Origin of the sequence: Paenibacillus thiaminolyticus, from assembly GCF_007066085.1 — a bacterium.
Taxonomy (GTDB): domain Bacteria; phylum Bacillota; class Bacilli; order Paenibacillales; family Paenibacillaceae; genus Paenibacillus_B; species Paenibacillus_B thiaminolyticus.
The window spans coordinates 175,633-201,807 of the sequence record NZ_CP041405.1 but is presented as its reverse complement, the minus strand read 5'-3'; the positions used below and the strand labels follow the sequence as shown (position 1 = coordinate 201,807).

At 43.7% G+C, this 26,175-nt stretch carries 21 protein-coding genes and 2 pseudogenes; 3 read left to right on the top strand and 20 right to left on the bottom strand.

Annotated features, from left to right (window positions below):
* Window positions 1-28: 28 nt before the first annotated feature.
* The 11 genes from FLT43_RS00835 to FLT43_RS00790 all read right to left on the bottom strand — a co-directional run bounded on the left by FLT43_RS00835 (window position 29) and on the right by FLT43_RS00790 (window position 13,947).
* Entirely contained in the window at window positions 29-2,302 is a 2,274-nt protein-coding gene (locus FLT43_RS00835) for a TULIP family P47-like protein (RefSeq protein ID WP_087443776.1), read from the bottom strand.
* Between the two features lie 22 nt (window positions 2,303-2,324).
* Window positions 2,325-2,744, bottom strand: a complete 420-nt coding sequence (locus FLT43_RS00830) for a hypothetical protein (protein WP_127510999.1) — start codon at window positions 2,742-2,744, stop codon at window positions 2,325-2,327.
* Between the two features lie 267 nt (window positions 2,745-3,011).
* The gene (locus FLT43_RS00825) at window positions 3,012-4,814 is read right to left on the bottom strand and encodes an RICIN domain-containing protein (RefSeq protein WP_087443778.1); all 1,803 of its coding nucleotides are present in this window, start codon (window positions 4,812-4,814) and stop codon (window positions 3,012-3,014) included.
* A 262-nt stretch (window positions 4,815-5,076) separates the two neighbouring features.
* Window positions 5,077-6,795: a methyl-accepting chemotaxis protein gene (locus FLT43_RS00820; protein WP_087443779.1), complete on the bottom strand. Its 1,719-nt coding sequence runs from the start codon at window positions 6,793-6,795 to the stop codon at window positions 5,077-5,079.
* Window positions 6,796-7,026: 231 nt separating this feature from the next.
* Window positions 7,027-7,392: a hypothetical protein gene (locus FLT43_RS00815; protein ID WP_087443780.1), complete on the bottom strand. Its 366-nt coding sequence runs from the start codon at window positions 7,390-7,392 to the stop codon at window positions 7,027-7,029.
* 162 nt (window positions 7,393-7,554) lie between these two features.
* A complete protein-coding gene (locus FLT43_RS00810; protein WP_164776423.1) occupies window positions 7,555-9,006 on the bottom strand; it encodes a BglG family transcription antiterminator in 1,452 nt (483 codons plus the stop codon).
* A gap of 782 nt (window positions 9,007-9,788) precedes the next feature.
* Window positions 9,789-10,172, bottom strand: coding sequence for a hypothetical protein (locus FLT43_RS00805; protein WP_087443783.1), 384 nt, complete (start codon window positions 10,170-10,172; stop codon window positions 9,789-9,791).
* 447 nt (window positions 10,173-10,619) lie between these two features.
* Window positions 10,620-11,003 (bottom strand): hypothetical protein, encoded by a 384-nt coding sequence (locus tag FLT43_RS00800; RefSeq protein ID WP_087443784.1) that lies wholly within the window; start codon window positions 11,001-11,003, stop codon window positions 10,620-10,622.
* Window positions 11,004-11,066: 63 nt separating this feature from the next.
* Window positions 11,067-11,609: a hypothetical protein gene (locus FLT43_RS00795; RefSeq protein ID WP_087443785.1), complete on the bottom strand. Its 543-nt coding sequence runs from the start codon at window positions 11,607-11,609 to the stop codon at window positions 11,067-11,069.
* 209 nt (window positions 11,610-11,818) lie between these two features.
* Window positions 11,819-11,932: a YjcZ family sporulation protein gene (locus FLT43_RS29850; RefSeq protein WP_240927465.1), complete on the bottom strand. Its 114-nt coding sequence runs from the start codon at window positions 11,930-11,932 to the stop codon at window positions 11,819-11,821.
* An 86-nt stretch (window positions 11,933-12,018) separates the two neighbouring features.
* The gene (locus FLT43_RS00790; protein WP_087443786.1) at window positions 12,019-13,947 is read right to left on the bottom strand and encodes a hypothetical protein; all 1,929 of its coding nucleotides are present in this window, start codon (window positions 13,945-13,947) and stop codon (window positions 12,019-12,021) included.
* A 165-nt stretch (window positions 13,948-14,112) separates the two neighbouring features.
* On the opposite strand from FLT43_RS00790, the gene FLT43_RS00785 reads away from it, so the two are divergent.
* Window positions 14,113-14,889 carry a Cof-type HAD-IIB family hydrolase gene (locus FLT43_RS00785; protein WP_087443787.1) on the top strand — a complete coding sequence of 259 codons (777 nt, stop codon included), beginning with the start codon at window positions 14,113-14,115 and terminating at the stop codon, window positions 14,887-14,889.
* 132 nt (window positions 14,890-15,021) lie between these two features.
* Here the strand turns inward: FLT43_RS00785 and FLT43_RS00780 are convergent, their stop codons facing one another.
* A complete protein-coding gene (locus tag FLT43_RS00780) occupies window positions 15,022-16,179 on the bottom strand; it encodes a DUF6348 family protein (protein WP_087443788.1) in 1,158 nt (385 codons plus the stop codon).
* A gap of 108 nt (window positions 16,180-16,287) precedes the next feature.
* The gene (locus FLT43_RS00775; RefSeq protein WP_244194287.1) at window positions 16,288-19,131 is read right to left on the bottom strand and encodes a KAP family P-loop NTPase fold protein; all 2,844 of its coding nucleotides are present in this window, start codon (window positions 19,129-19,131) and stop codon (window positions 16,288-16,290) included.
* 420 nt (window positions 19,132-19,551) lie between these two features.
* Between FLT43_RS00775 and FLT43_RS00770 the strand changes: the two genes are divergently transcribed.
* Complete coding sequence (locus FLT43_RS00770; protein ID WP_087443790.1) at window positions 19,552-20,805, top strand: M48 family metallopeptidase; 1,254 nt, start codon at window positions 19,552-19,554, stop codon at window positions 20,803-20,805.
* A gap of 417 nt (window positions 20,806-21,222) precedes the next feature.
* On the opposite strand, the pseudogene FLT43_RS00765 reads toward FLT43_RS00770, so the two are convergent.
* The 7 genes and pseudogenes from FLT43_RS00765 to FLT43_RS30625 all read right to left on the bottom strand — a co-directional run.
* Window positions 21,223-21,717 (bottom strand): annotated as a pseudogene (locus tag FLT43_RS00765) (thioesterase II family protein); the annotation flags it as partial.
* Window positions 21,702-21,959 carry a thioesterase II family protein gene (locus tag FLT43_RS30725; protein WP_087443792.1) on the bottom strand — a complete coding sequence of 86 codons (258 nt, stop codon included), beginning with the start codon at window positions 21,957-21,959 and terminating at the stop codon, window positions 21,702-21,704. The pseudogene FLT43_RS00765 and the gene FLT43_RS30725, both read right to left, overlap by 16 nt.
* Window positions 21,956-23,191 (bottom strand): MFS transporter, encoded by a 1,236-nt coding sequence (locus FLT43_RS00755; protein ID WP_087443793.1) that lies wholly within the window; start codon window positions 23,189-23,191, stop codon window positions 21,956-21,958. Before FLT43_RS00755 ends, FLT43_RS30725 begins: the two co-directional genes overlap by 4 nt.
* Window positions 23,192-23,258: 67 nt before the next feature.
* Window positions 23,259-23,876, bottom strand: coding sequence for a TetR/AcrR family transcriptional regulator (locus tag FLT43_RS00750; protein ID WP_244194302.1), 618 nt, complete (start codon window positions 23,874-23,876; stop codon window positions 23,259-23,261).
* Window positions 23,877-24,032: 156 nt separating this feature from the next.
* Window positions 24,033-24,182: a hypothetical protein gene (locus FLT43_RS29140; protein WP_164776425.1), complete on the bottom strand. Its 150-nt coding sequence runs from the start codon at window positions 24,180-24,182 to the stop codon at window positions 24,033-24,035.
* Between the two features lie 27 nt (window positions 24,183-24,209).
* Window positions 24,210-24,626, bottom strand: coding sequence for a condensation domain-containing protein (locus FLT43_RS29135; protein ID WP_373994952.1), 417 nt, complete (start codon window positions 24,624-24,626; stop codon window positions 24,210-24,212).
* A gap of 308 nt (window positions 24,627-24,934) precedes the next feature.
* A pseudogene (locus FLT43_RS30625) lies at window positions 24,935-25,211 on the bottom strand (GntR family transcriptional regulator); the annotation flags it as partial.
* A 319-nt stretch (window positions 25,212-25,530) separates the two neighbouring features.
* On the opposite strand from FLT43_RS30625, the gene FLT43_RS00735 reads away from it, so the two are divergent.
* Window positions 25,531-26,160: a GNAT family N-acetyltransferase gene (locus FLT43_RS00735; protein ID WP_087443795.1), complete on the top strand. Its 630-nt coding sequence runs from the start codon at window positions 25,531-25,533 to the stop codon at window positions 26,158-26,160.
* The last annotated feature ends 15 nt before the right edge of the window (window positions 26,161-26,175 follow it).

Genomic DNA, 26,175 nt, shown 5'->3' with positions numbered 1-26,175 from the left:
TCTAAAAGGCTTGCTTTTGCTCAAATTTTTACTTTTCCTTATTTAGTTTTCCACCCATTAAATAAATGCCTTGAAGCTGAGCGGTTTCAATTTGAAATTCACTGTTATCGGGCCAGTTTACTGTTCCTACGCAATTTGCGACAAATTCATGGATTGTTGGGAGTAATGAATAATGTTCTTGCTGTGCATTTTGGATGGCTCCAATAATGGCCGTTGGTACCATTCCGCCTACTGCTCCCCCAACTACTCCTCCTATAACCTTATATTTATTTTTCCATATCTTTGAGAAAAAGCTCTCCGGCTTATTTGCTACTTCATTTATGATTTGCTGAGTAGTGATTCCCGGTCTAGTGAACAAGGTAACTTCATCAGCTGCTTCCTGACTCATTCTTCTGAAGAATGCTGCCCCTGTTTCTCCGGATTCCTGAGCTATTTCTCTCATGGCGATCGCGACACTTGATCCTAGTTCGGCTGACATACGGTTACCGGATTGCCGAAAAGCTTTTCTTACAACATCTTTTAATTTTGTGAATATCTTACCGACAGGAATGAAACCTACCAAAATTCCGATAGCGACCCCTGTAACGATTTCAATAATCAAATTCTCATTCTTCTTCCAATCTTCAATCGTAAAGGTCATTAACATCGTAGGATCCGTATTTTCAATTGGAATCAAGACGTTGCTATATTCTTTACCTAATTCATCAACACCGCTTTTTAAGGTAATGTCAAAGCTTTGCTTATAATTAACATGGCCCATAATTCCTCTTGCCTGTTCCCAATACAGATCTTCCATCTCTAGCACAAGCTGATTATTGATTATGCCCAGTCTGAATTTACCTTCATCAACATAACCAGGCACGTCATTCCCCGAATCATTTTCTATTGTGGCAAACTTAATTCTCTCTTTATTCGAGATAACCAATCCATTATCTGTTTTTTCAAATTGTTCTGGTGTACCAATCTGCATCGCAACTAACGCATTTTCTACCCATTTCTCCACAAATAATGGCATATCAATTCCAAAGGCTGACTCATTGTTCACTGCGTGTAATAATCGGGCATCTACGGTGTGCTGTGGAAATTTATTCACATGATTCTCGACCATCGACATAACGGAAAAGACACTCTTGTCCAAATCCGGCTTCTTATTTTCATCCTCGACGCTTGCGACTCCGTAATAAGCGGTCGTCGGCTTCAACCATTGGAAATCTTCATTTTTTGCAGTTTCTTGTAAAAGAAAGTAGGAAAAAATATTTTCGAATTTATCGATGTTTTCATTTAACCATTCCTTGAACATACTCGTTGCGATACTGTTCAACAACGGACTTGTAAGGTCTTCGGAATAGTACGAATCCACAAGAACCACTGGGGGATTCTGATTTTGGTCCCGGTCTGTTTTCACTCTCAATTCGACTTGGTTCCCATCATTCAAACCGGTAGGATCTTCAATCGTTTTTTCTGTTGAATTGAAATATTCTAATCTCACTTGAACTTTCAAGAACGCATCAGAAGAAAAGTCGTAGGTAAGATTTGAACTTTCATTAGTAAACGCACTATTCTCGCCAAGTTTTAAAATAAAGTTTACATTTTGGCCGTCTGCTCCTGTGGTGATTTCCCAAGAATCAAATGTTCCTTTCATACTAAAAAACAGCGGGATTCCCAATGAGTTATCCATCATTTCGTTATCAAAATCCTTAGGATACAGTTCTTTCTCCAGAATGGTTTTATTTACATTTGAGAACGACGTTACATAACCGGTATCCCATCCAGCCAGGGTCAAGTCATTTGACGTGCGAACATGAATCCTGTAATTGTTAACATGATTATTTAATAGATTTCTATGTTCTTTAAACCACGATACGAGCAAATGCTCTAACAGATTAGAAGCAATTCTGTTCCCTTTATCAAAATGGAAAGAATGGTTGATAGAGTATAAGTCATCTTCTTTTTCTGAGAACTTATACATGTCAGTGGAACTGCTCTTATCGATTTCGATTTTCGCACAAATTTTAATCCAGCTGTTTTTTAAGTCATACTTCGTCTTTTTATTTTCTACATCCACTTCAAAGGTTCCATCTTCTATATAACATTGATAAATAGGATATTGTCCCGTGCCTTCATTCGTGAGTTCCCATTTCAGCCATATTCCTGTTACTTTTGCCTTCATCGTCTGCTCATTCATTTCTTGAGAGAAGAAGCTTGGAAAGTTCCTTGCAAGGATGCTTCCTTGATTTTTCACATCATTAACCGTTTGATTCCAATCATAGATTGTAAGGGTATCCAGTTTACCGGCACTCATATTGATTCCTCCTCTATTTTCCTCATGTAATTGTCAACAGGTACTTTTCATTCCCTATCAAAAGCTCCTTTATTCTCTGATGCAGCATTCCTTTTAAAACCAACTTATTCGCTAATTTATTTTCTAAATCGGTGCTTACGACCATCAAGTCATATTTGTTTTTCTCTAATCCGCTTGCATTTCTAAAAATCAGGTTTTTTTGATGGGTCGGCGGAATTTCTTGCAAGTACTCTTTTTTAAGAGCTACGACAGCCTTAGCTCCTGTGACATTTTCTTCATACATCTTATTTTGATGCGCATCTTTCAAAAGGAATTGGCCATCTAAAAAATGAATTTGAAAGTAAGCATAATTGGAATGGTATTCTTTGTTTATTTTCTTAATCGAAAAAGTTCCATGGAATGAGGTCTGTGCATCATCATAATGATAAGGAAAAATATTCACTTTCATCACATCCTTCAATACCGAACAAGATTTTGAAAAGGCTTGACAGATAAAATCTATTCCTAGTTTTTTCCTTATAAAAATCAATCCTCCTTTCTGATACGATTAAAGTATAGCTTTTGAAATTCCTTAAAAAGGATACATATTTTCATCTATCAATGAAAAAAGTGTAGAGAAACCTAAACGGAGGGTATGATATAAAAATAGCTGTCGAGATTTTCTCGACAGCCTGAGAACTGTATGCAAAAGAACCATTTGAAAGGGTTATCAAACTTGTATCAATTTGAATTTTTGTGCTTTAATATACGGGCTGCTAAAATCATGCTGCTCATTTACTTTAATATTTGTGCCATTGTCAGTGTCAGCCTTATCTACATCCAATACGAAATAAGGGTACTTTTTATTCTTTAAAATATAATAGCCATCTCCTGTATCCTCAAGGAGCCAATAATGCTCATCTTTCCCTTGATTAGGTGTAGCAAATACATTCCTTGAACCCATGTAGTCATTCCAGGCTAATACTAGGCTCTCATCGTACATATTTTTAAATTGATACGCCTTTTTCGTTTCATCATAGATAAGTTTCCATTTTTGGTTTAAAGCACCGCCATATTTCCATAAATGAACATCCCCGTTTTTTTGTAAAGACATATCAACGACACTGGAGTCATTTAAAGCACTTACAATTTTTACAATTTTGGAAGTAATGGAATTGCCATTATTCAATTTAATACTTTTCACTAGTTTTTTTTCTTCCCAATTATTATTTGTTACTTTGTACACATTCATCGTATCGAGATCATATTCTACAATCAAATAAGTAGATTGAGATGCACTACCCGATAAAAAAACAGGTACCTTACCAAAAAATTTGCTTGCTGAATAGGTTCCTAAGTTTTTGTGATAATGTCCAGCAAATACAGCTTTCACATCATACTCTTCTAATAGGTCAATAAATCTCTGGTTCGGTCCCCCCTTCCAGTCGTTCGGTTTATGGACATTGACAATAATTGTTTTACCTAGTTTCGAAGCATATTTCAGATTTGCTTCTATCCAATCTAAGTTTTCATGGATCTGATAATAATTCGAATAGCTTCCTCCATATGCGTTCATGGTTGGAAAATTATTTAATTGTAGTGAATAGATAATACCGAAATCAATTGCATAAGCAAAACTGCCCTTCCAAGGTTCACTCCAACTAGTAGAGGCTTTTTTGATATCATATTGGGATGTCGGCAAACCAAGCTTCTCAATATGACTCTTTAGCATTAACATCGATCCGCCAAAACATGCATCATCAGCACAGTCACCTTGATTATTTTCAATATCGTGGTTGCCTAGCCCAAAGTAGTATTTTCTATTGAGGATAGGAAGAAGTGTATTAAGCATTTTGGTCCGCTGCCAAGAATGCCCGAATGCGGTTATATCTCCATTGATAATAACCGAAGATTGTTGTTTCGTATTATTATAACTATTAATACTTTGATATTGCTCTCGTATTAACCTTTCAGACTCTCTTTCTTTCTCACTATCACTTTCTGGTACGTTATTATCTGTATTTTTGGTCCAAGGATATTGCGGATCTGAAGTAATTACTAACGCGCTTCCTTTAGGAATAGGTTTATTCAAGTCTGTACTCAAAGTAAACTCGTAATTATGTCCGCTTAGTACCTGAAGTGTTTTTGCGCTTATCGTTAGATTCGGGTTCGGAGCATGGTTATTCCTAAATATATAAGTGTTGTTTTGAGTTTTCTCAACTCTCCAAAAACGTGTATACTGTATATCTGCTGCAGGAATTGTAGATACAATGACAGAACTCCCCTTATTTCTATCCCATGCAAGATATCTATCCGTATTTGCCGGTTGGATAACATATCCGCCAATCCCTTGCCAATTAGGGGACTGATACCTAATGTCCCAGATTTGAGATTGCTCACCAGCCCATTCTGCAATTACCGCTGTCGTTCCTTCATGTTGTAAAACTTTACTTTCACTGCTGCCATCGATTTGTATTTTGTATTTACCGTCTGGAAGAACATTAGCTGCTTTTTCATCATTTAATTTTTTCATGAGTACCCTCTCCTTTTTACGGTCAAAATTATTCACGGAAATAACCCTCACCTTATGCGAATCACGATTACAAGCAAAGTATATCTGTAACTTTGTAAAAAAAAGCACATATATTTTCACCTATGAATGAAAAAATAGTTGCCTTAATGTGAACGCTCTCGATCTTGTCGGGCCCGCTCTGCCAAAAAAAGAAAAACGGGACGTTCAGGAATGAAACCTGAAACGGCCCGTTTTATCGAGGTAAAAAAGCTCGGATTTCCTCTTATACTTTAAAGCGGGAAAGTTGAGAGCGAAGATCAGCAGCCATTTGAGTCAGTTCGCCGGTGGATGCAGAGATTACTTCCATCGAAGCGAGTTGCTCCTGTGTCGCCGCAGAAATATTTTGCGAACGGGAAGAAGAAAGTATAGCTGAATGATTAACAGATTGAACCGTATTTTGTATTGCTTCGGCGTCAATTGTCATTTGATTTACGGAAGAGATCACCTTTCCAATATGGATGGCTACTTCATCTACCGATTCCTTGATTCCCTCGAAAAGCTGTCCTGCATCGCCAACGGCGTTCACCCCGGATATCACCTCATTTTTTGTCCTTTGCATGGATTGCACCGCCTCGGACGCTTCATCCTGTATCGCGTTAATTAAGTTGCCGATTTGATCCGCTGAATGAGAAGACTGTTCAGCAAGCTTGCGTACTTCCTTAGCTACAACCATATAGGTGCGTCCTCTTTCCCCTGCTCGCGCAGCCTCAATGGCAGCGTTTAATGCCAGGAGATTTGTTTGTTCTCCAATGTCTTTAATCAAGTCCATGATTTGAGCAATCTCGTTAGAGCGCCGATGCAAACCTTGAATGGTAAGTTCGAGGTGAGATATCACTCGATGAATCGATTGCATCTGGTTTACGGCAAACTCAATAGCTTTATTTCCCTCCGTTGATTTATCGGATGCGTTCGTTACGGCTTCGTTAACGGAGGCAACTTGAGTCGTGATTAACACATCCGTATCTTCTACCATCTGATTCAAACTCCCTACAGCCTGATCCACCAGCTGCACCTGGTGGTCCGCACCTTCCGCTATTTCCTGTACATTTTGTGCAATATGTTCACTTGCTGCACTCGTCTGCGATACGCTTTCGTTAAGCTGCTCGGTAAATGACGCTATCTGTTGTGATGTTTGTGCAATTTGTTTGGTAAACCCGTTCACCTTATTGAGCATCTGATCAATGGCATGTGAAGTTTGGCCGATTTCATCTGAAAAAGGATAATCAATCTTCTGGGTAAAATCCCCTTCTTCGGCCTTTTTCATGACTTCGCTGACTTTTTTGAGCGGCTTGACAATGATCCTGGTAAATGCGATCCCCATGCCGGCTCCAATTAGCATAAGCAGGATGGTTACGCCTAGAAGCAAACTTCTCGTGGTGACTGCTTGTTGCGAGCTCACATCACGTAATTGCTCGGCTAATTTAATATTCAAGTTATTTACAGATTCAACATGATCATCCATTTCATTCAATATAGCGAGTCCTGTAGTCTGGATATAATCATAAGCTTCTTTGCTCTTATTCTCTCTTGACAGTCCTAGGGCGTGTGTAACGGCATCCAAGTATTTAGGATATATACTGAGCATGGAGTTAATGAGGACTTCCTCGTCAGGAGATAAGTTCGTTTCTTGATAAGCAGCAAGATTTTTTCTATTTTTTTCAATTGCATCCATCACATTTTTTTCTATGTCTATCCTTTTTTGATAATCAGTCTCGAGTATGTCTTGTAAAATTTGGGTATGTATAAACTGATTTAAAGAAGAATAGCTGCCCAATATAATGGAAGGCACTAAGCGCTCATTAATGATTTGTTCCGTGTTTTTCGTTAACGAATTCAAGACACTGATACTGATAATGTTGGAAATGGCAACGAATAGAATTAATGTGGTTACCAATAGTGACAGCTTTTTTCCCGCCGAGATATTTCTCAGTTTCGTAATCATTCAATTCCACCTCTTTGTTGAAATAACTTGTTTGTTGAAATAACTTGATTCAATTGAAAGCAAACGTTGAAAACCTTTTAATAGCTATCCCCCTTCTTCCCCGTTTCATTATATCAACTTAAACTTAAGTCAATAATTACATAGATCATTATTTTAATTGATTAGATTTTACGTACATTATCTTTTTTTAGCATTGAAGTAGAGAATAAATATACAAAATTACTTTTTAAATTACAGTTCATCATTATTCATTTTTTTGGAGAGAGCACTTTGGTTTATTTGAAGGTCAGACATGAATGCAGCTATTTGCTGCTTGAGTTGTGTTACGATAGCTATTTTTATGTTTGAAATATCATCCCTACTGCAAAATGCTGAACACGATAGATGTCCATCGGCATAGTATTTTGTGTTGCCAATAACCACATTTATTTTCTCCTTGTAAATTCTTTTGACCACCCCATTCGGTGCTTTAATTTCAAGATATTTGTTCGTCTCAATCAATAACTTCCATTCCCAAACTTGAAACTGAAGCTCGCCTCTATTAAGCTCACCGATCACTTGAAATAAAATAGACTTATTATTCACACTACGATTCATACTACGTTGTTCCTTCCTCATTTCGTAAAGTACACTAACGGTAACATTTGAAAAGTAACACTAATCAGAAAATATGTAACTAGATAAAGGGAGATAATATAGATGAAATGACGGAAGGGGGATACGTGCGAAGAGTTCAGAACAAACGGAATCGTTTTACCCTCAGTTACCATGATCAGACACCCGTTTTAATGCATCTTGAATAATATTCATATCATAGCTGGACGGTATTGGGTCTATATGGATGATAGGAATGTTATTGGGCAGCAGAGTATAACTTTGCTGATTGGTCGTCACTATGATATCTATATTTTTCGTTGAGGCTAGATATTGCATCTCATGGGCATGATTTGTAGTAAATATTTTGATTCGTCCGCAGATATTTTCAAGCAGCTTCAACTTCACATATCTCATAACACCGATTTCACTAACATACAATAGTATTGTTTTTTCTTTCTGCTGCATATGATAGCCTAGCTTGCTGGCCACAAAGAACATCGTAATGTCGGCAACATCATCTTCCCTAATGGATTCTACATAATTAAAATAGTGGTGCATGGCCTCATGGACTGACTTAAAAAGACTGAATTCACTCTCTTTAATCTTTATCGTATTTTGATTCGCATTACTGTGAATTCCGGTAATCCATCTTATACTTGCGTATTTATAATAGTCATATAATTGTTGAAACAAAATGGGGTCGTCGGAAAAAGGCAACCGTGCTTTTTCTTCTATGGATTGAATCAATTTATTTACAGGATCCCTATGACACTGCTCTGCCATTTCATTAAGAGTCTCCGTGCTACCTGCCATTTTTCCCTCAATTCGCGGTACCCCAAGTATCAGAGCCGCTCCATATTGTAATTCATGAGAACTTACCCTTATATACAGTTTTTTTAAATGTTCTTCAATCATTGGAATAATCCACCGAAATGAATCACTGGATTCGTAAAAAAGGGTTGGATAAACAAATTTTGAAATGTACTGTTTTTTTAAAAGGCGACTTTGCCAGATAGACAATACAATCGGAAGTTGGATATAAGCAGTGTCAGAAAACTTAAATCTCCCTTTTTGTTCAATTGATTTCATGAGAGTACATATCGAGTTTAAAGTATCTTGTTGTATCCAAGCCGTACAGTTTTTATTCAGATAATAGTCAAAATAAAATTGGCGTAAATGAAACTCATTTCCATGAATTTTCACGGGTTTTGTACCTAATTTTAGGTGGTATTTTTTCAACTCATGTTTTAATATCTTTATAATTTTACTGATTGTACTGACACTATAAAATAATTTTTGGCTGAGCTCTGTCAATGTACACCCTGACTCATTATGAATGAGATATCCTATTAGATTTTGAACTCTATCCGTTTCATTTAGTAACTGTTTAAATGGTACAATCGGTTGGTTCGAGGGACGATTGATATGAACCCCCTTGCCCCTCCGGCTTTCAATAAACCAAGTATCCGGTAAAAAAGACTTTAGTATTTCAAGATCATTTCTTATCGTACTAACGGAACAACACAGCATCGCAGCTAATTGTTGGGTTGTAATCCAACCATCATGCTCAACCAAATATTGGTATAAAGCAACAAGTCGATTTGATGTTTTCACTTCCATTCACCTCTGATGTCTTCCAAACTCACTAGCCTGTTATCGATAAACTATTTAGGAGCGTAAACCAACTTTCATTATGGAGGATTCCAACAGAGCTGTTCATAGATAAATAGAACTAAAATTTATACTTTAATACATGAACATACCTTCATAATATGTATAAAGTACTGTATATACTTATTTTTTACCAAAATATGAGCATGATCTTGGTTAGTTATAACTACGACCTAATTACCAGATTTAGTTCGCCGACAAGGGCAAACTTCCATTTCTCCTCGCGTGTCGCCAATGCTACCTCTTGCGGCTGCAAGATGACAATGTGGCGTTGTCAGTCGGGGCAAAATCGGGAAAAGCCCTCTAAGTTTATCATCGTGCCCGGAAGTGGAACAATCTGGCTAAAGATTTCTGCTTCGTTGATAATAACAAAACGAAAGTGATATCGGCGCTGGATGCCGATAAAAATGTGGTATATATGATTTCCGGGGAACGAGTGTATTTTAACGCCGATTTCGTCCAACACGATTTCGAGAATCGTTCCGTCCGGGTCCGCTCCCACTCGATTTCAACGCCCGCTTTGAAGCCTGTCCTGTCTCATAATCGATAGGGCCACGGCCCGGGACATCTATCGTTTTTTCTTCGCCATGTTCCAGTTGAACGGTCAGTTGGCTTCTTGACTTCGCTACTTACGCCTTCATATTCAACTTTGCCCACTTTCTTCTTCCCAATCGGGCCGGTGATTGTATGCGTTTGCAACGAATGACAGAAAAACGGAGGGGAACTTACTTGGGCATAAGAGTTCCTGATATATAACCTTCTCTCGTTTGGATGACGACAAGCAAGTTTCCGCCTTTTTTTACTCTAAAGATTTTATCGCCTTTGCGGATTTCATATTTACGGTTAGACTCGGGATATACTACATCTCCATCCACCGCGGGCTTGTCTACAATGTCGTGAATCTCGCCGATTTGTTTGCCTAGCCTTTCTTCCGGGAACTTATAATATGTCGAAAGAAGATAGACTCTGCCGTCCACATATAAATACCCGACAACTTCATTGCCTACATGTGTAAAATCAATGCCTTCGAAAACATCTTTTTTGGAGCACCCGGTAAGCAGCAGAACTGCGCAGGAGATCAGGATGACAAGTCCTTTTATAAGTTTCATTGATTATCTTCCTCTCGCGTAACTTTTGCAGCACTTCAAAGCGCCCCTATCAGCAATACAAGTATCTTTCAGAAAAAGAACCCCCCTCGAAATAACAGATACGTGAAATACCGTTATTTCGAGGGAGGGCTATTGTTTTACGATTCTTCAAGTAAAAAGTCGTTGATGTTCGCGACTTCATTATTGTAATCCATCCGGATATAATCAAGGATTTCGAACTGACCATCGATCTGTTCAACGGTAAACTTCAAATTGATGATATCACCGGGATTAAATAATTCCGACAAGTCACCTTTTTCGCAGGGTCATAATGAATCGCGGCTACTTTATCATGGTAGCCGCGGGCGGTATCGCTCGAATTTGATTAGCCACGCTACATCCGCATTAGCCGCATCCCCTGCTGCGTTCCCCATGTTGGCCGTGAATGATAGAGGAACGGAGGGGAACTTACTTGGGCATAAGAGTTCCTGATATATAACCTTCTCTCGTTTGGATGACGACAAGCAAGTTTCCACCTTTTTTTACTCTAAAGATTTTATCGCCTTTGCGGATTTCCAATTTACGGTTAGACTCGGGATATACTACATCTCCATCCACGGCGGGCTTGTCTACAATGTCGTGAATCTCGCCGATTTGTTTACCCAGGTCCTCTTCCGGGAAATTCCTATGTGTCGAAAGAAGATAGACTCTGCCATCCACATATAAATACCCGACAACTTCTTCGCCTACTTTTGTAAAATCAATGCCTTCAAAAACATTTTTTTTGGAGCACCCGGCAAGCAGCAGAACTGCGCAGGAGATCAGGATGACAAGTCCTTTTATAAGTTTCATTGATTATCTTCCTCCTATTGTCCAAACCCTTCATTCAATTCGTATGTTCATTGATCAACTCCATCAGTCAAAATGCTCCGTTCGATTCGCATACGCTTCTATTATTTCAACAAACTTTTGCTTGCCTACATGCAAATGTCCTTCGCCTTTGAGTTCAATGGTAATCTCGTTCCCCCGATAATAGATGAGCCGATCTCCTTCATATTCCAAATCAAGATACGACATTACGGCATCCGCAGCCCGGCTTAACCCGATAAACCAGCGGTGAACCGAGACGGAATCCCGAAACAGTAAACTCATATCAGAGGTTACCGCGGTAAAGGCGATGGCAACTTCACTCTCCGTATGTTCCAGCCTGCGTTCCCCAATATCGATCCCGCCAATGCGGGCTCTTCCGTCCCCTAAAATATGCTGTTGAATCTCCTCGGCATCATAATGCGGGGCATAGCTATAGCCGCCCTCTAAATATTTCAAAATAAAGGAGTCCATCGGAAAGTGGGCAATGATATAGCTGTCTAAATGTTCACCATGCTCCTCTACATATTTCCATAATGCAGCACGACTATGCTCCTTAATCACAACAACAAACTGATAATCCAATCCCATCGTCAACACCTCAATAGCATAAGTCTATTGCTCTCCACCACTATAGGTAGATGTTACCATGAGAGGCGCGTACAGAAAAGAGCCTCGGGTCTAACCCCAGGAGCCGTACCAGGCGGATGCCTACGCGCAATAAAAAATAGCCCTGCTTCTTCAGCAGGGCATGCGATGAAAGTGATCCATGAGCGCAGGCGCAGGACACAGCCATTTTCTTAGTAAATAAAGGCCCGAGAAACGATTACAAGCAATATGAACAGAACCAAAATCACACCCGTCGAAGTAAAGAGACCGCCGATTCCGCAAGAACAAGATCCAACTTCACCCATCTGAGTAACCCCCTTTCCCTAGGTTCATACTCATCATATTGAAGTTGCTTTCGTTGTGACTTGGCTATATCCCATACAGAAAATAATTAGGCTGTATCATTTACTGTTGGTTCCCTCAAGGCCTCAGCATAATTGAGCATAGATTCTTGCTCCAGCAACGCAATCAACCGCCTTGTCCGCTCTTCCCGCTCCCCGGCCCGGTTCCCGTTATGCAGCATTTCAATGAAAGGTTCATACAAGCATGGATACTTCACCGCAATAGGATGCTTGCAATCCAGCAATGCCGCCCATCTGAGGTACCGTTCACAAATGCAGCAATCCAAAGTGCCCTGCAGATTGCGCAGTTCAGGGCAAGCTTCCAGTAAATCGGCCCAAAGCTGCTGTTCGTCCACAGAGCGAAATACAGGCTCTGAAAGATCGATCCCTACTTGGCGTTCCATTCGAGAAAACGCCGCTTCCCATATCTCATCACTAGCCCGTGGCTGCTCATCGCTCATCTCCGCCCATTTGATCCGCTTAATCTGGCCCATCGCGTGCTCCCAATTCCGCCGTTCCCAAGCTTGAATGGCCCTGCGATAGATGTCAATAGGCTCTGTACCAATCAGGAGCCTCCAGCCGGACTGATGGAAGGCCCCGCCGCCAACCTCAATAAAGCCATGCTCCTTAAGAATATAACCGCCTAGACAATACATCAGCAGCAGCGGTTCATATACGCGGTAAGCTTGAACGGCCGCATCATTTCCTTGCTGCGCACATTTCATATAAAATAACGCCATCTTGCTAATGAATCGTACATAGGAATACTCCATTCTTTTGATTACACAATAATCATTTTCGATATCATCCTCTTCCGGCAATTTTGCGATATGAGCGGGGTAAAAATAGAGTGGGCTTACTCCCTGCGCTTGCCCTTCCATAAGTAAGGACATGCGCCGCAAATATTCTTGGTACAACAATCGATCCACGTTTTGTTCTGCCGTTGTTCTTCTATTTCTGTCGTCTGCTTCCGTCATATCCGCTGTATACGAGATCAGCTTTAAGATCATGTCATCCCCGATCTGCCTGGCGAACGCAATCAGGGAAGAATCATAATCTTCTTCAAGGAGTGTAAGATAAGGAATCTTCATCCAAAATTGTTCAATGCGCTTTTTGACGCAAATATCCTTTTGTCCCGATAAATACAACGGCACCTCCTTGATGTCCTTCACCTGTTGAACGGTAACCCTGGAATAATTACAGGTTCGGTATAGCCGCTGATTGAAGCCGTACATTTCCTTCGCATTCTCTAATTCGACGGTTTCTTTCTTCGGGTCAAAATAACAGGCAAACGGGAACCCCTGGAGCGACAAACTACTGGAAAGGCCGTGCTGCCGCAACACAGCGGCATCCGCAGCGTAAGCCTTGGCTGCATACAAAGCTCCCGCAACACCATCTATATGTACAACTAATTCGCCGTCGCGACTTTGCCACCACTTGCAGTCTCCAGGTCTGCTCTCTAGCGGGATTGGTGAGTGCTCCTCATTAGAGAGCCATGCAGCAACTTCAGACTCATATAGACTTCGGACCGCCCATTGTTTTTGCTTTCGCAATAAGCTGTAGTAAATTGCATGCTTCTCCAACAATTCCTCTATAGTATTCGCAATAGGATACGGATTTTCTGAATTTATAAAATATAGCTTTCCGGTCGGGTCCATATAACCGCTTGTATGGATGCCTTCAGAGATAGAGTGGAGACATTCCACCATATCCGTGTCTTTATGTTTGAAGACCTTGGGTATGCCGCAGTCCATGTCAGAATTCATCATGACATCGAATGTCCAGCTATGATTTAACCAGCTTCCGAAGGAATAGCTTAGCCCCCCAAAACTCTCCTGGAAATCGATCAATGCTTGGAAGACAGGAATCCTATTCTGTTGGAGCACTCTCTTTACTGTTTGTGAATCTGTAGTTGTTGTCCTTCTATCACATAACTGAATCCATTCCTTCGCCCGCGTGGATAATGGGTTCGACTTCATACGGCCTTTCGCCCTTTCTATTCATTCTCGGTTTCTTAGTAACAGCACTGAATTCAGCTTTGGTACACATTGTTCAAACGAAGCTATTTATTCTAGACCCGAATCAATGCTACACTGGTAGCAGAACAACATTGATATAGACAGAGATGGGAGCAGAGACCTGACATGAGTTACAACATTGTATTTTTTGACATCGATGGCACATTGGTCAATGATGAGAAGCGAGTGCCGCAAGACACCGTCGAGGCGATTGCAGAGTTGAAAGAGAACGGGATTGAACCCGTCATCGCCACAGGGCGCGCCCCCTATTTCTTTAAGCCGCTTGCCGAGCAGCTTCAGATTGAGTCTTTTGTTAGCTTAAATGGGGCCTATGTCGTGTACAAAGGCGAACCCCTCTATCAGCGCCCGCTTCCGCGCGAAAGTGTGGCGAAGCTTGTGGAATTGGCGGGGCGCCATCGACATCCCCTCGTGTTTGAAGGCAGCGAGCAATTTTACGCGAATGACGAAGCGCATCCCTTCGTCGTGGAAGCTATCGATTCCCTCCGCATTGATCGGCCGGGCCATGATCCCGAGTTCTGGAGCAAAGCGGATATCTATCAAGTATTCCTGCATTGCGAAGCGCAGGACGAGCATTTGTATGACAACGTCTTCGATGATCTTCGCTTGATCCGCTGGCATTCCAAAGCGATGGACGTCTTGATCAAGGGCGGTTCCAAGGCCGTCGGAATCAAAGCCATGCTGGAACGATTGAACCTGGCTCCGGAGAATGCCGTCGCATTCGGTGATGGACTCAATGACATGGAGATGCTTCAGCAAGTTGGTCTCGGGATTGCGATGGGCAATTCTCATCCGGAACTGCTGCCTTTTGCTGATTATGTTACCTCTTCCGTAGATGAAGGCGGTATCCGCCAAGGACTGCGGCATGCCGGATTAATTAACTAAGATATTGCAAGGGGCGAGCGGGCGATGTCCAGCTGCCCCCTTTGTGCGTATCACCTATATCTCCACAGAAAAAGCTCCTGCCAGCAGGTAAGACAGGAGCTTTGCTTATAAGGATGCCCGCACATCCCTTGTTCATCTGAACTGATAGCGGTCGGACATCCCGAAGGAAAGCGTCAGCACGCCGCCATGCTCCACCAGATCCGCGCCCTCCTCTTTCGCTTGGCAAATCACACTGTATATCGAACTGGTGCCGATGTACTGCCTATACACTTCATCATCAAATTGATCCGTGCGAAAGCCCTCAAATAAAGCAGCAGCGATCATATAATAGCTGGCGAACTGAGTCCGATAAACGGGGAATGAGTCCTCGCCCCTAAACAGCAAGCACTCCTCGTTATAGGTCAGCGTATCGAAGGCATGCTCGGCACAAATTTCCGGCAAAAATGAATACAGCTCCTCCGCCAAGCTGGCATCCTGCAAGCGCTCTGCTAAGCGCTCCGGAAAGTCTTCATACTTCTCCTGCGTAGCGCATTCCATGAACATCTGCACGGCGGTGCGTGCAGCGGCCGCGATCTCCTCGGCCTGATAAGGATACGGCGTGTACGTCTCCTCGGACTGCCGCAGCAACATAAATTGCTTCTGGGAAGCAAAGCCTTCGACTTGCCATTGGCTTACGATATCGGCTACGATCTGGCCAAGTTCAGGGCTTGGAATATCATTAATGCGGCATTCGCCGGTAATATCGCCGCCATGCTTCGCGCCATAGATTTTGATGTAACAGAGCTTCTGATTGCCGACCCGCTTCGCAATCTCATCCTTGAGCGCTTCCCAATACGGGGTTGCACGCATGTCTTCTGAAGACTCGCCCAGACCCACGACATTGCTCTTGTACACTTTCCAATGATGTATCGTGTCACCGTATTCCGAGCGGAGCTCGTCAGGCTCCCTGTCTTGCTCCATGGAAGCGATACCCTCCATTAACGAGAAGGCAAAGCTTCCGATCGCCATGCCGAGAGCATCTTTTAAGCTGCTGCCCATGCCTGCCGACGTTTCCATGATATCGCGATCCCACTTCGGGGAACTCAAATGAAACTGCAGCATAACGGACTGTTCGGACCATCTGGCCACATGAGGACGGATCGTGAGCTCCCATGCAGGAATCACGATACAATCCCCCTCTACGATCTCCTCCGCCTCGAACAGCCCTCTCATCCCGCGGTGCAGCAGGAAATGTGCAGGATCCTCAATCTGTTCATCATCCAATGCCCATTCTTCTCTCTCTGTGCTCATCGTGCAGCTCCTCTCTCGACTTCAACAGTTACAACTAGACGTTACTTCTACCTTATCGGCAATTCGATGCGTTCTCAATACATATCTTGGAATACGCGAGCCGAGGAATTAACTTTCTTTCTCATTTGCTGGCCTATCATCCCGCTGTATCAATTCATCCAATACTTTATACGTCTCTTCTAGATGACGGGTAAAGGATGCTTCGTCTTCGCCAATCATCCACTTCTCTTCCCCGTTCCATTGCCTTCCTTTTATCCTGTCTCTGTGCTTAATCCAATAATTTTTGATGCGCTCTTGATCAAGGACCTTCAAAAATCCTTCCAGGCGGGGCACACGATGCTTGGTATGACCGAACGTCGTTTCGAAATTGATAAAAAGGTAATCCATAAAATAATCAAAGCCTTTTGCATGCAGCCGGGGATTAAAACAAATGTTAAAAAGATAGCTATTGATCGACTTATTGATGCCTTGCCCGTCTTTATCGCCTTGCATATTGTAGTAACCACAAGGAATGCCGTTGCTGTAGATCGTGCTCCCCAATTGATAAATAATAAAATTGAGCAGCTTCGATTTCCATCTTTGCAGTTTCTTCTCGAAATCCTTAGCCGGGATCTGTAATTGAATATATCCGTAAGAACGGCCGCAAATCTCTTCTGCAGCCAGCCCCATCACTTCATCAAAAATATTGATTTCCTTGTCAATATATCTGTTTTTGAATATCCGGAATATATATTGAGAGATTTCGCGCATTTCTCCAATAACGATATCATTGACAGTTCCTTCTGTAGGATTATCGGGTCCGCCGTGTATAGACAATGCCCTTGACAAATTAAACATATCCCCGCCTCTGTCCGCGCAGCAGCATAAACGGAAGATTAATAAATCGCGCAAACCAAGAATACCTCTTTCTTTGGCAGCCAGATTCTCCAGTATTCCATCCTGTCTATGCTGATTCTCGCCAAAAATCCATTCTGCAATTTGAATGACATGGTTGTCGCTGTTATTCCAATGCTGCCCTTCCTCGTCCGTCCACCCAATTTTATTCAGTAATTTTGCGATGAAAAAAATAAGGGTAAAGCTTCGAAAACCAATGTTCATCTTATGGATGTCAAGACTTGAGTATTGCGGCAAGGAATCCAGGGCGTAAGAAATAATTTCATTTGCTTTTTCCGGTGTATATTCACTGTGCGGCGAGTTAATTAGAATTCGCCAAATTTTCTCATGATTGGCCTCCCCGCTTGAGAAGGAAAACTCTTCACGCTGCAGCACCTGAGTAATGCTTGTTCTATGCAGCAGTTCATTTTTCAAATTGACATAAAACTTATACTGCTGCGTGTGGGCTGGGCGGGAGACTTTAATGATAAGATTTAAGTACTGTTCGAGATTTCTGCCGCCAGGACTCCACTTCGATCCATTGAAGCAAGCATAGGAAGTGAATTGTTCCTGAGAAATATGGCTCGCCGATCCCAGCCTTTGCTTGGCATCAAACACTTTATTTACTATAAACCTTTGATTTTCAGTCAGACCCTCGAGGTATACCGTATACTTTGTCGAATTTTTATAGATATCTTCTTCACTATGCGATTCATCGTCTGCCGGATAGTCGTCATCATATTTTCGAATCAGCGAAAAAAAACCTCGTTTCCCCTGCGCCTCCGTATTGTATATTTTTCTGAAAATATTCGGGTAATTGATGTAGATAATCAGCAGATGAATGAGATCATGCTTATCAAAATCCGAATTCGAGAAATCCAACTGTTCAACCTCAAGTAAGAGCATCGTATTAATGAGTCTTTTCAGTTTCCTTGCATCCCCTATAAAAGGAATGTACAAATCATATTCCTTGGAATGAAATATATCCTTGAGCCCCTCGACAGCTTTGGCTACCAATTCAGGATTGCTTAGCAGGTTCCTGGCTAATGATTTATCCGTGTTCTCCGTAAAATATTTCAATAATAATTTATAATCGATGTACAAGCTCGTTTTGATATTGATGAACTTTTCCAGAAACTCATTAATTTTTTCCGTATCTAATTTTTGATGATCGAGTGCCGTAAGATTCTCGGTGTCATAACAGAGGACATAAGATAAATTAGGAAGAATAAACGATTTTTTAATAACGAACAAGATCTCTTTAATATTGGAAAAGGTTAAGCGGTCTAAATCATCCACAACGATCACGATTTTTTTATCGATGCTTCTCAGGACCATGCCTAGCCTGTCAAATGTCTTATCAATGGAGGACTTGTCGAAAGGCAACCCAAAGCGAAATCCCATAATAGACAACGATAAATTCGAATCATGCAACAGCTTGACATACTTGGCCATCAGAGATTCCAGTTCCGGGGCGAAAAAATTCTCCTTGATTACCTTCAAAAGACCATTCGCGAATTTCTCCATTAGGTTATCGCTGTTCTCAAACCGAAGCGGATCGAACATGTACACGATAATTTTATCATGGTAGTGGTTGTCCCAATGTTCCTTGCACAGATTGACGAAGGTCGATTTCCCTGTTCCCCATGGCGCATCGATTCCGAATACCAAGCTTTCCGGCGAACCTTGATTATATACCCTCTCGGCGAATCTCACGGCCATTTCTGAAAATTCAAACGCATCATCATGTCTGCTCTGTCCTTCTTTATCACTGATGAAGCTCGAATCTCTATAAATTCTTGTCATCCGATTCATCTGCCGCTCTCTCACGGCTATCGCCGCACAGAACACGGGAGGAAGGGAGAACAGCACAGCCAGATGTGGCCAAGCCAGCGCCGCAACCCAATTACGAAGATCACCGATTCCAATCCCGCCAATGAAGAACATGGAGAGCATGCCAGCAGCAAAAACGAGAAGGAGATCGTATCTCCCGCTCCTTATGATGCTACGGGTGTGTCTCCATACCTCTCTTTTCACGAGGCAGAACATCATGATGAGAAGATACAGCGCGCCTATCATCCAGAACCAGGCTTCCTGTTGATGATGAATGGAGCTGCAGTAAAAACTGAGAATAACTTCGATACCCCCAAGTACAAGCTCCGCTAGCAAGACACCGAATAAGAATAATTTACATAGGAGGTAATAATTTATTTTCATAAATTCGCGCTTATCGTTAGTATCTAGCATCTTCTGATCCCCACCATCCCTTTATTCGCACCAGCGCTAGTTTATCCTCTCGTCTTATGTCTAATATGCAATTAGGTATATTATGCCATTTAAAAGATATTTCTGAATTTTTTCCCAAATGCCCGCAAACAGAACCATACGCTGCTCAGACGTTAGATCGCCCCCCTATTTTCCAAGCAGCTCACAATTTGGTGTCATTTACCGATACATAATAAGGGAATTTCTATGAATTCATCATAATGGAGTGGGAAAATGACAAATCATACGACGGAATACTGTCCGGAATGCGGGCACAAAATGGATGTCGTGCCGGGGTATGTTACCTGGTGCGAGGAATGCAATTGGAACATCGATCCGAACTGGCGCCACATCTCTTCGCTGGGCCTCTTGGAACGGATCAATTACCGCATGGGGTTTAAAAAGTCACATCAACTGCTTGAGGAGAATCTGCACACCGAGCGGATTATGTATCCCTTGACCTGGCGCAAAGCGCTCGCTTATCTGTTAGCCGGTAGTGTCCATGCAGCTACCTTCAGCCTGCCGATTATTGCGGTGAATTGGTTTTTTTATAGCAATTCGGTATTGCTTACCCAGCTGGCCTTTGTCCTGTTTCTTCTATTCATCGGCTTGATGCTGCCCTACAGGCGGAAGCTGTCGGGCCAGCCTTTGCGGCGGGAGGAATATCCAGGGCTGTATCGTCTCGCCGATGACATTGCCGGAGCCATTCAAGCACCGCCGATCGACGAGATTCGGATGACGAATTCATACAATGCGTACTTTACCAAGTTCGGCCGGCGCCGAACCAAGATCATCGGGATTGGAGTACCCCTATTTTCGGCACTGAGTCTGTCGGAGAAGATCGCGATCCTCGCCCACGAGACCGCGCATCATGCGCATAAGGATGTGACCCGTTCCTGGTTTATCGAGTCAGCGAGGCATATTATGGCTTCTTGGTACGAGTTCGTGCATCCATACTGCGAAGAGGGCGAAGTGCTCGGGCCGATCTCCACACCGATTCGTTATGCCCAGCTGCTGCTGGCTAATCTTATTTTCATCCTGTATTACGGTCTCGGTATTACGGTCTGGGATGAGAGCCAGCGCGCCGAGTATTTGGCGGACCGAGTCGCGGGCGAGATCGCGGGAACCGATGCCGCTTGCTCGGCCTTAAGCAAATGTCACTTTGCTCCCGTATTCTGGCTCACGGCTGAGCGAATTGCCCGCTACCGCTTTGCTTCGGATTTGTTCGGGGAATTCCGCCAGAAGATGGAGCATATCCCCGCAGGCGAGCAGAAGCGAGTCCAACGGATTTGCGATTCCATCGCTGTGCAACTGGATTCCACCCATCCGCCGACACAGTACAGATTAAAGAGCCTGCAGCATCATCAGGTACTGACGCCGCAATATGTGCCCGACAGCAGCTTGAAAAATCAGCTGGAGGAAGAGTTCGCGCGCCTGGAGAAATTAAGCCAGCGCTACCTGCTGGATGATATTCGGGCGGCGTTGTGAAGCGCACGATGTTTTACTCGCAAAGCAGCGGAAGATGGATGGGGCAGTGAAATCCTGCGTCAATGCAGCAATTTACGTTAATTAGGCTGCTATTTGATGAAATTCCTGCAAAAGTACATTATTTCCAGCGACTTTTGACTTTTTTTCTATTGGAAGTCTAAAATTGATGCCGTTTTGCAGGATTCCCTGTAACGGAGTACACGTCATACAGGAAAGCTGCAATTTTGCAGTTTTTCCGCGAGTTGAGCTTAGAGAATCAAGGGGGATTATCTCACTGCAGGTATTTACTACTATTGAGACACCCCCTTTCTATTTAGCCGCTAATATGTTGCTTGCGACTCATTCCACCCTTATAAACGGATGCAAAAATAAATTTCAGCCTTTCGATTTTCCATCGGGAAGCCGAAAGGGCTCTGTTCAGACGCTAGTAACCGCTTCCTTCCATTGCAGCAATACACGCGATATATGCTCCCCAATAAGCTCATAGTGCTGGTGTATGAAGAAATGATCTCCCTCATACTTGGCAATCTTGCAGCGGCCAGCAGTCATTTCCTTCCATGCCTCCATATGTTCGTCGGGGACAACATCCCGGGTGCCTGCCAACACCGTAATATCCGTACGAAGGACGGCTTTGGACGCCCGCCAGCTATATTTTTCGACAATCTGCATGTCTGCCCGAAGCAGCGGAAGGATCATCTCCATGAGTTCCTTGTTCTCCAGCACCTCCGCGGACATCCCTCCCAGCTTGATAATTTCCTTCAAAAACTCTGCTTCCGGGAGGCAGTACAGTTTTTGTCCATCCCCCTGGATTTGGGGAGCCCTTCTAGCGGCCGCAAACAAATGAATAGACTCCTTTCCGTGCTTTTCATGTAAATAGCGGGCTAGCTCATAGGCTATCAGGCTTCCCATGCTATATCCAAAGAAAGGTCAAGCACATGGACGGGTATTGATAAATATGCGTCTTCCACCGCCTGCTCCATCGTTTGGTAGAAAGGCTCGTTCATTCTTTTGCCTCTCCCTGATAACTCAATCGGGTGGATCTGAATAGATGCAGGAAGCAGGCTGCGCCAACGGCAGTACATCATGGCCGAGCCGCCGGCATAAGGAAAACAGAAAAGGTGAATCCGGTTCGGTTCATAGACTCCCCCTCTCACTCTACTGCTTGACCTGGAACAGCCAGATTCGCTGCGGCGGAGCCGTCTTTATTGCTTGCGAACTGCACTCGCCGCCCAGGCAATATGCTGACAAGCAGAACAAGCACGGAAATCGCATAAACCGCGAACAGCGAAGTCGCGTTCATCAGTACGCCGGACGAAGCAGAACCCAACAGCATGGCTCCCACGAACAGAGGAGCGATGGTTCCGTTGACTCGCCCGATCATCGCTTCATCGATTCTGGCGACTAAATACGTGGAGATGACGACATTGACAAAGGCCAGGCTGACCGAACTGAGGAAGCTGGCGACCAGAGTTAGCCAAAACCATCCGGAGAGCACTTCCCCTAGCGTGGCTGCCGCCAGAAAACCTATCCCGAAAAGGAGGGTTGCGCTCTGATTCAGCCTGCCGCTGACGGCCGCGGCAACTCCTCCTCCAGCCAGAAGTCCGAATCCGGAGGCGCCCGCCAGGAACTGAACCGAGGTTTGCTCAAGACCGAGCCTTTCCGTAACCAGAAAAATCTCAAGCGGATTAATAAGTCCGGAGGACAGGCCGAGGCACATGAACACAAGTGCTAACATTCGCAGTGAACGGGATTGCAATACGTAGCCCCAGCCTTCCTTGATGTCGGCAAGCAACGAAGTGTCCGTGTCCCTGCTTGCCGTATCTTTGGGCAAAAAGGAAAGGATGAAGGCAGAGGCGAGAAACAAACCGAGAAGGGCGTACATGGAAGCCATAATCCCCAGAACCGTATAGATGAATGTGCCTGCTATCGGGCCGAGAATCAGGAACAGGGACTGGGAGCTCTGGGTGATCGCGATCGCGGATTGCACATGCTTGTCTCCGACATTCCGCTTGATGATTTTCACGGACGAAGGCTGTGAGAATTGGCTTACAATCGAAGAAACAAAAGTGGCGGCATATAATACCACCCAGTAACCCGAAGCCAATACGGCAATGATGGCCACGATAGACAACGCACTCAAAATATCGCCGGTGATCATCGTGCGCTTGGGATTCCAGCGGTCGGCCAGCGCGCCTCCGATAATCGAAAACACAAATATCGGAACATACTCCAGCACGGTAATCAATGATACGGCCACAGGATCCCCTTGCGTTTGTTCCATGATGAAATAAAGAATCGCCATGTTGCGCACCCATATCGCCAGGTTTTGAAGCAGATCAGAGCCTGTAATAATAAGGAAGGCTTTGTTTCTGAATAACTGGTTCATAGGACACTCCTTTTTTTAAACCGACCGTTCGGTCTATTGAAGTTCAAAAGAAAAACTGATAGCGGCATCAGTCTTTCATTGTCTTGCGTGGTTCAACTCGTTGGATCCCCTTCAGGATACTGTCTACCCCTTTCCTGTACAGCCGGCGAATTTCCTTCAGATCCTTCTCGTAATACAGCGTGCTTAAGCCATTAAATAGACCGCTGATGACGTACATCAAATCCTGGGTCTCATCGGGCTTCAATTCGCCGCGCTCAATCCCCTGCAAGATGATCTTCTCATACGTTATATAGGGAATCCGTATAAGGGCCAGCATCTCATCCAGCATCTCCTGACTCACTACCTGTCCGGAGACAAACTCATGAATCGCATGATTGAGCGGATTCGCCAAATCGTCGACATAATGATCAGCGAGGCCGTACAGCTTCTCGACGGCGGTCTCATATTGAGACTCCTTGGCCAGCCATGAGTCCATCCACTCTTCGTTATTCAGCTTAATCAAAAACATGAACAGCTCTTCCTTACTCTTGAAATGATAGTAAATGCTGCCCTTGCTTCGATTGTTGACGGCACAAATCTCTTCCATCGATGTAGCGCTGTACCCTTTCTGGGCAAATAATTCCTTCGTGTTCCGCGCAATGTCTTTCTTGATCTGGGCTACATCTTTCCTGCGTTTAACCTCGATTCAAGCTCCCCCCAATAATAAACTGACCGGTCAGTCCAATCGTAGCACACCCATAAATTACCGTCAATCCCGCAAGATGCCCTCCTGCATCTCATCTGCGGTCTCACCTGATTGCAAGAGGGCGTCGAGTGCGATATGCAAAGCGAATTCGGCGTTCTACTTTTCTTCCGTTTCTTCCTTAAAGGCCTCGCTAATCGTGTTAGCAATGGTATCCGGAAGCTTCTCCACTTCGCGGACGAGTTCATTTACTTCCTCTGGCACTTCCTCATTTTTAACGACACCGAATTTGAAAAATTTGTTTTTCATTTTTCTCCTCCTTTATTGGCGTTAAGGTCAGTGTAACACAGAATCCCTACAAATGTTAATATAAGCCAATTCCTTCACCGGCGCAGTTGGAGCGGCCGCGATTTGTTCTACTAACCGGGCGTAATGGGCCGCCAATTGTTCGATGGCGGTGCGCTCGAAGAGCCCGGTTCTATAGTCGAATTGAACAACAAATGAGCGGTCCAGCTCCTGAGCACTTACATAGATATCGTATTCGCAGAAGTCCCACTCATACGGATACGGAGAAACTTGCAGCTCCGCGGCGGCAGCCTCCACAGGGCGAACTGTAAAATTATTCAGGTTGAACATGGTGGAAAATAACGGATTCTTGCCTGGCTCCAATGGAATATTGCGATACCACTCCAGCATGATGATGAACATGCCGCACCATGATAAAATAGAAGGAAGCGGAGAAGCTAATAACACGATTGGCAAAAAGCACTTTCATAGAGTGAGGCGCTTCCACAGCGGCTAGCTTTTGCATATCTCCACTTACCATAACAGTAGCTTGGAGAAATAATACCATTGCGATTATCCCAGAAAAGAGAGCGACTAAACCGATTGTATCGTCTGCTCTGTACTTCATGCCCCCGTCATAAAAGACCATAGATTGACAGCAAAAACCAAAATGGCATAGAATAGACCAAACCCTACGAAGCTCCACAAAAAACATATCCCTGGATTTTTTTCATCACTTGCAATAACGGTCTCAACTATTTCCTGCTCATCACAATTTACTTGCTTCCATATGTTTCATCAGTGAGTAATTCTCCAAGACTTAACCAGATTTGTTCCACTAGAGGGGCGTTCGTTTCTCTGTTTGCCGATCCTGTTCGACTGACTTGAGACCATTTACGGAAGTAATTCGGGAAATTTTAAGACGCTGAATTTTGACATGCTTCCTTCCAGCGCACGAATGATTTCAGGGTTGCCTGCCACATCCAATAAACTAAATTCCAGGTCTTCCATATCGGACTCTTGTAATAGCGGAACCGCCATACGTGCAGCCAAAACTTACGGAGTCGTTAACGGGGAATACTGTTCGGCGAGCAAATTTCTGTTCCGACTCGTCCGCCACCCTATGCACTCAATAAGAAAATTTATGCAAATTATATGGGAACGTACGAAGGATACGGCTGTAAAGCGACCGTAAATCGAAATGAGGATCAATTGTATTTTGTCTGGAACGATGAAGCAATCATCCCCTTCTATCCCATTTCGGAGACTGCATTTCATCATACTTGGTACGATTGGGAATGCATGCCCAGACTGCTTGCAACAAGGCCGCGATGTTGAAAAATCATCACTATATCGATGAGGTGTAACCATCATGAAGCATAGGAAGCTATATTCCTCCCGGAGGCTGCAACGGAACAATCGCGTATTGATCGTGGAAGGACCGGTCGCCACGGAGCAGCTGCGCAGCCTTCACATGCATGCCGGCCTGAAGACATTTCGCGCTCCTGAGGATCAGCAGCGGGCTCTTGAGGACATTGCGGCTCTTCCTGAGGGGAGAATTATTGTGTCGCGCGATGGCGATACGATAGTCGGATATGTGACGTTCCACTATCCGGATGAGCGAGAACCTTGGGGGGAGGCGCGGATGGAAGATCTGATCGAATTCGGCGCCATTGAAGTCGCCGGCGGCTACCGCTCGCTCGGATTAGGCAAGGAAATGCTGCAGCTCGCTTTTGCCCATGATCAAATGGAAGACGTCATCGTATTCGCGACCGAATATTGCTGGTATTGGGATTTGGAGCACAGCAAGCTTAGCGCTTGGGAATATCGCAACATGACAGAACAGTTAATGGCATGCGTAGATATGGTAAGATATGAGACCGACGACCCGGAAATATGCTCCCATCCGGCGAACTGCCTGATGGTCCGCATCGGCAGGCATGTGCCATTCACAACCATAGAGCGATTTGAGCGCATTCGCTTGCGGAAACGATTCATGTAGAATTAAGAACGATTG

Excerpts from the sequence above, each read along its gene's own strand:
- FLT43_RS00820 (WP_087443779.1), bottom strand. The coding sequence starts at position 6,795 with ATGATTACGAAACTGAGAAATATCTCGGCGGGAAAAAAGCTGTCACTA.
- FLT43_RS29140 (WP_164776425.1), bottom strand. The coding sequence starts at position 24,182 with ATGAAAAACAAATTTTTCAAATTCGGTGTCGTTAAAAATGAGGAAGTG.
- FLT43_RS00770 (WP_087443790.1), top strand. The coding sequence starts at position 19,552 with ATGACAAATCATACGACGGAATACTGTCCGGAATGCGGGCACAAAATG.
- FLT43_RS00825 (WP_087443778.1), bottom strand. The coding sequence starts at position 4,814 with ATGAAAAAATTAAATGATGAAAAAGCAGCTAATGTTCTTCCAGACGGT.
- FLT43_RS00755 (WP_087443793.1), bottom strand. The coding sequence starts at position 23,191 with ATGAACCAGTTATTCAGAAACAAAGCCTTCCTTATTATTACAGGCTCT.
- FLT43_RS00800 (WP_087443784.1), bottom strand. The coding sequence starts at position 11,003 with ATGAAACTTATAAAAGGACTTGTCATCCTGATCTCCTGCGCAGTTCTG.
- FLT43_RS00775 (WP_244194287.1), bottom strand. The coding sequence starts at position 19,131 with ATGATAGGCGCGCTGTATCTTCTCATCATGATGTTCTGCCTCGTGAAA.
- FLT43_RS29850 (WP_240927465.1), bottom strand. The coding sequence starts at position 11,932 with ATGGGTGAAGTTGGATCTTGTTCTTGCGGAATCGGCGGTCTCTTTACT.
- FLT43_RS00835 (WP_087443776.1), bottom strand. The coding sequence starts at position 2,302 with ATGAGTGCCGGTAAACTGGATACCCTTACAATCTATGATTGGAATCAA.
- FLT43_RS00815 (WP_087443780.1), bottom strand. The coding sequence starts at position 7,392 with ATGAATCGTAGTGTGAATAATAAGTCTATTTTATTTCAAGTGATCGGT.
- FLT43_RS00735 (WP_087443795.1), top strand. The coding sequence starts at position 25,531 with ATGAAGCATAGGAAGCTATATTCCTCCCGGAGGCTGCAACGGAACAAT.
- FLT43_RS00785 (WP_087443787.1), top strand. The coding sequence starts at position 14,113 with ATGAGTTACAACATTGTATTTTTTGACATCGATGGCACATTGGTCAAT.
- FLT43_RS00780 (WP_087443788.1), bottom strand. The coding sequence starts at position 16,179 with ATGAGCACAGAGAGAGAAGAATGGGCATTGGATGATGAACAGATTGAG.
- FLT43_RS00795 (WP_087443785.1), bottom strand. The coding sequence starts at position 11,609 with ATGGGATTGGATTATCAGTTTGTTGTTGTGATTAAGGAGCATAGTCGT.
- FLT43_RS00805 (WP_087443783.1), bottom strand. The coding sequence starts at position 10,172 with ATGAAACTTATAAAAGGACTTGTCATCCTGATCTCCTGCGCAGTTCTG.
- FLT43_RS00790 (WP_087443786.1), bottom strand. The coding sequence starts at position 13,947 with ATGAAGTCGAACCCATTATCCACGCGGGCGAAGGAATGGATTCAGTTA.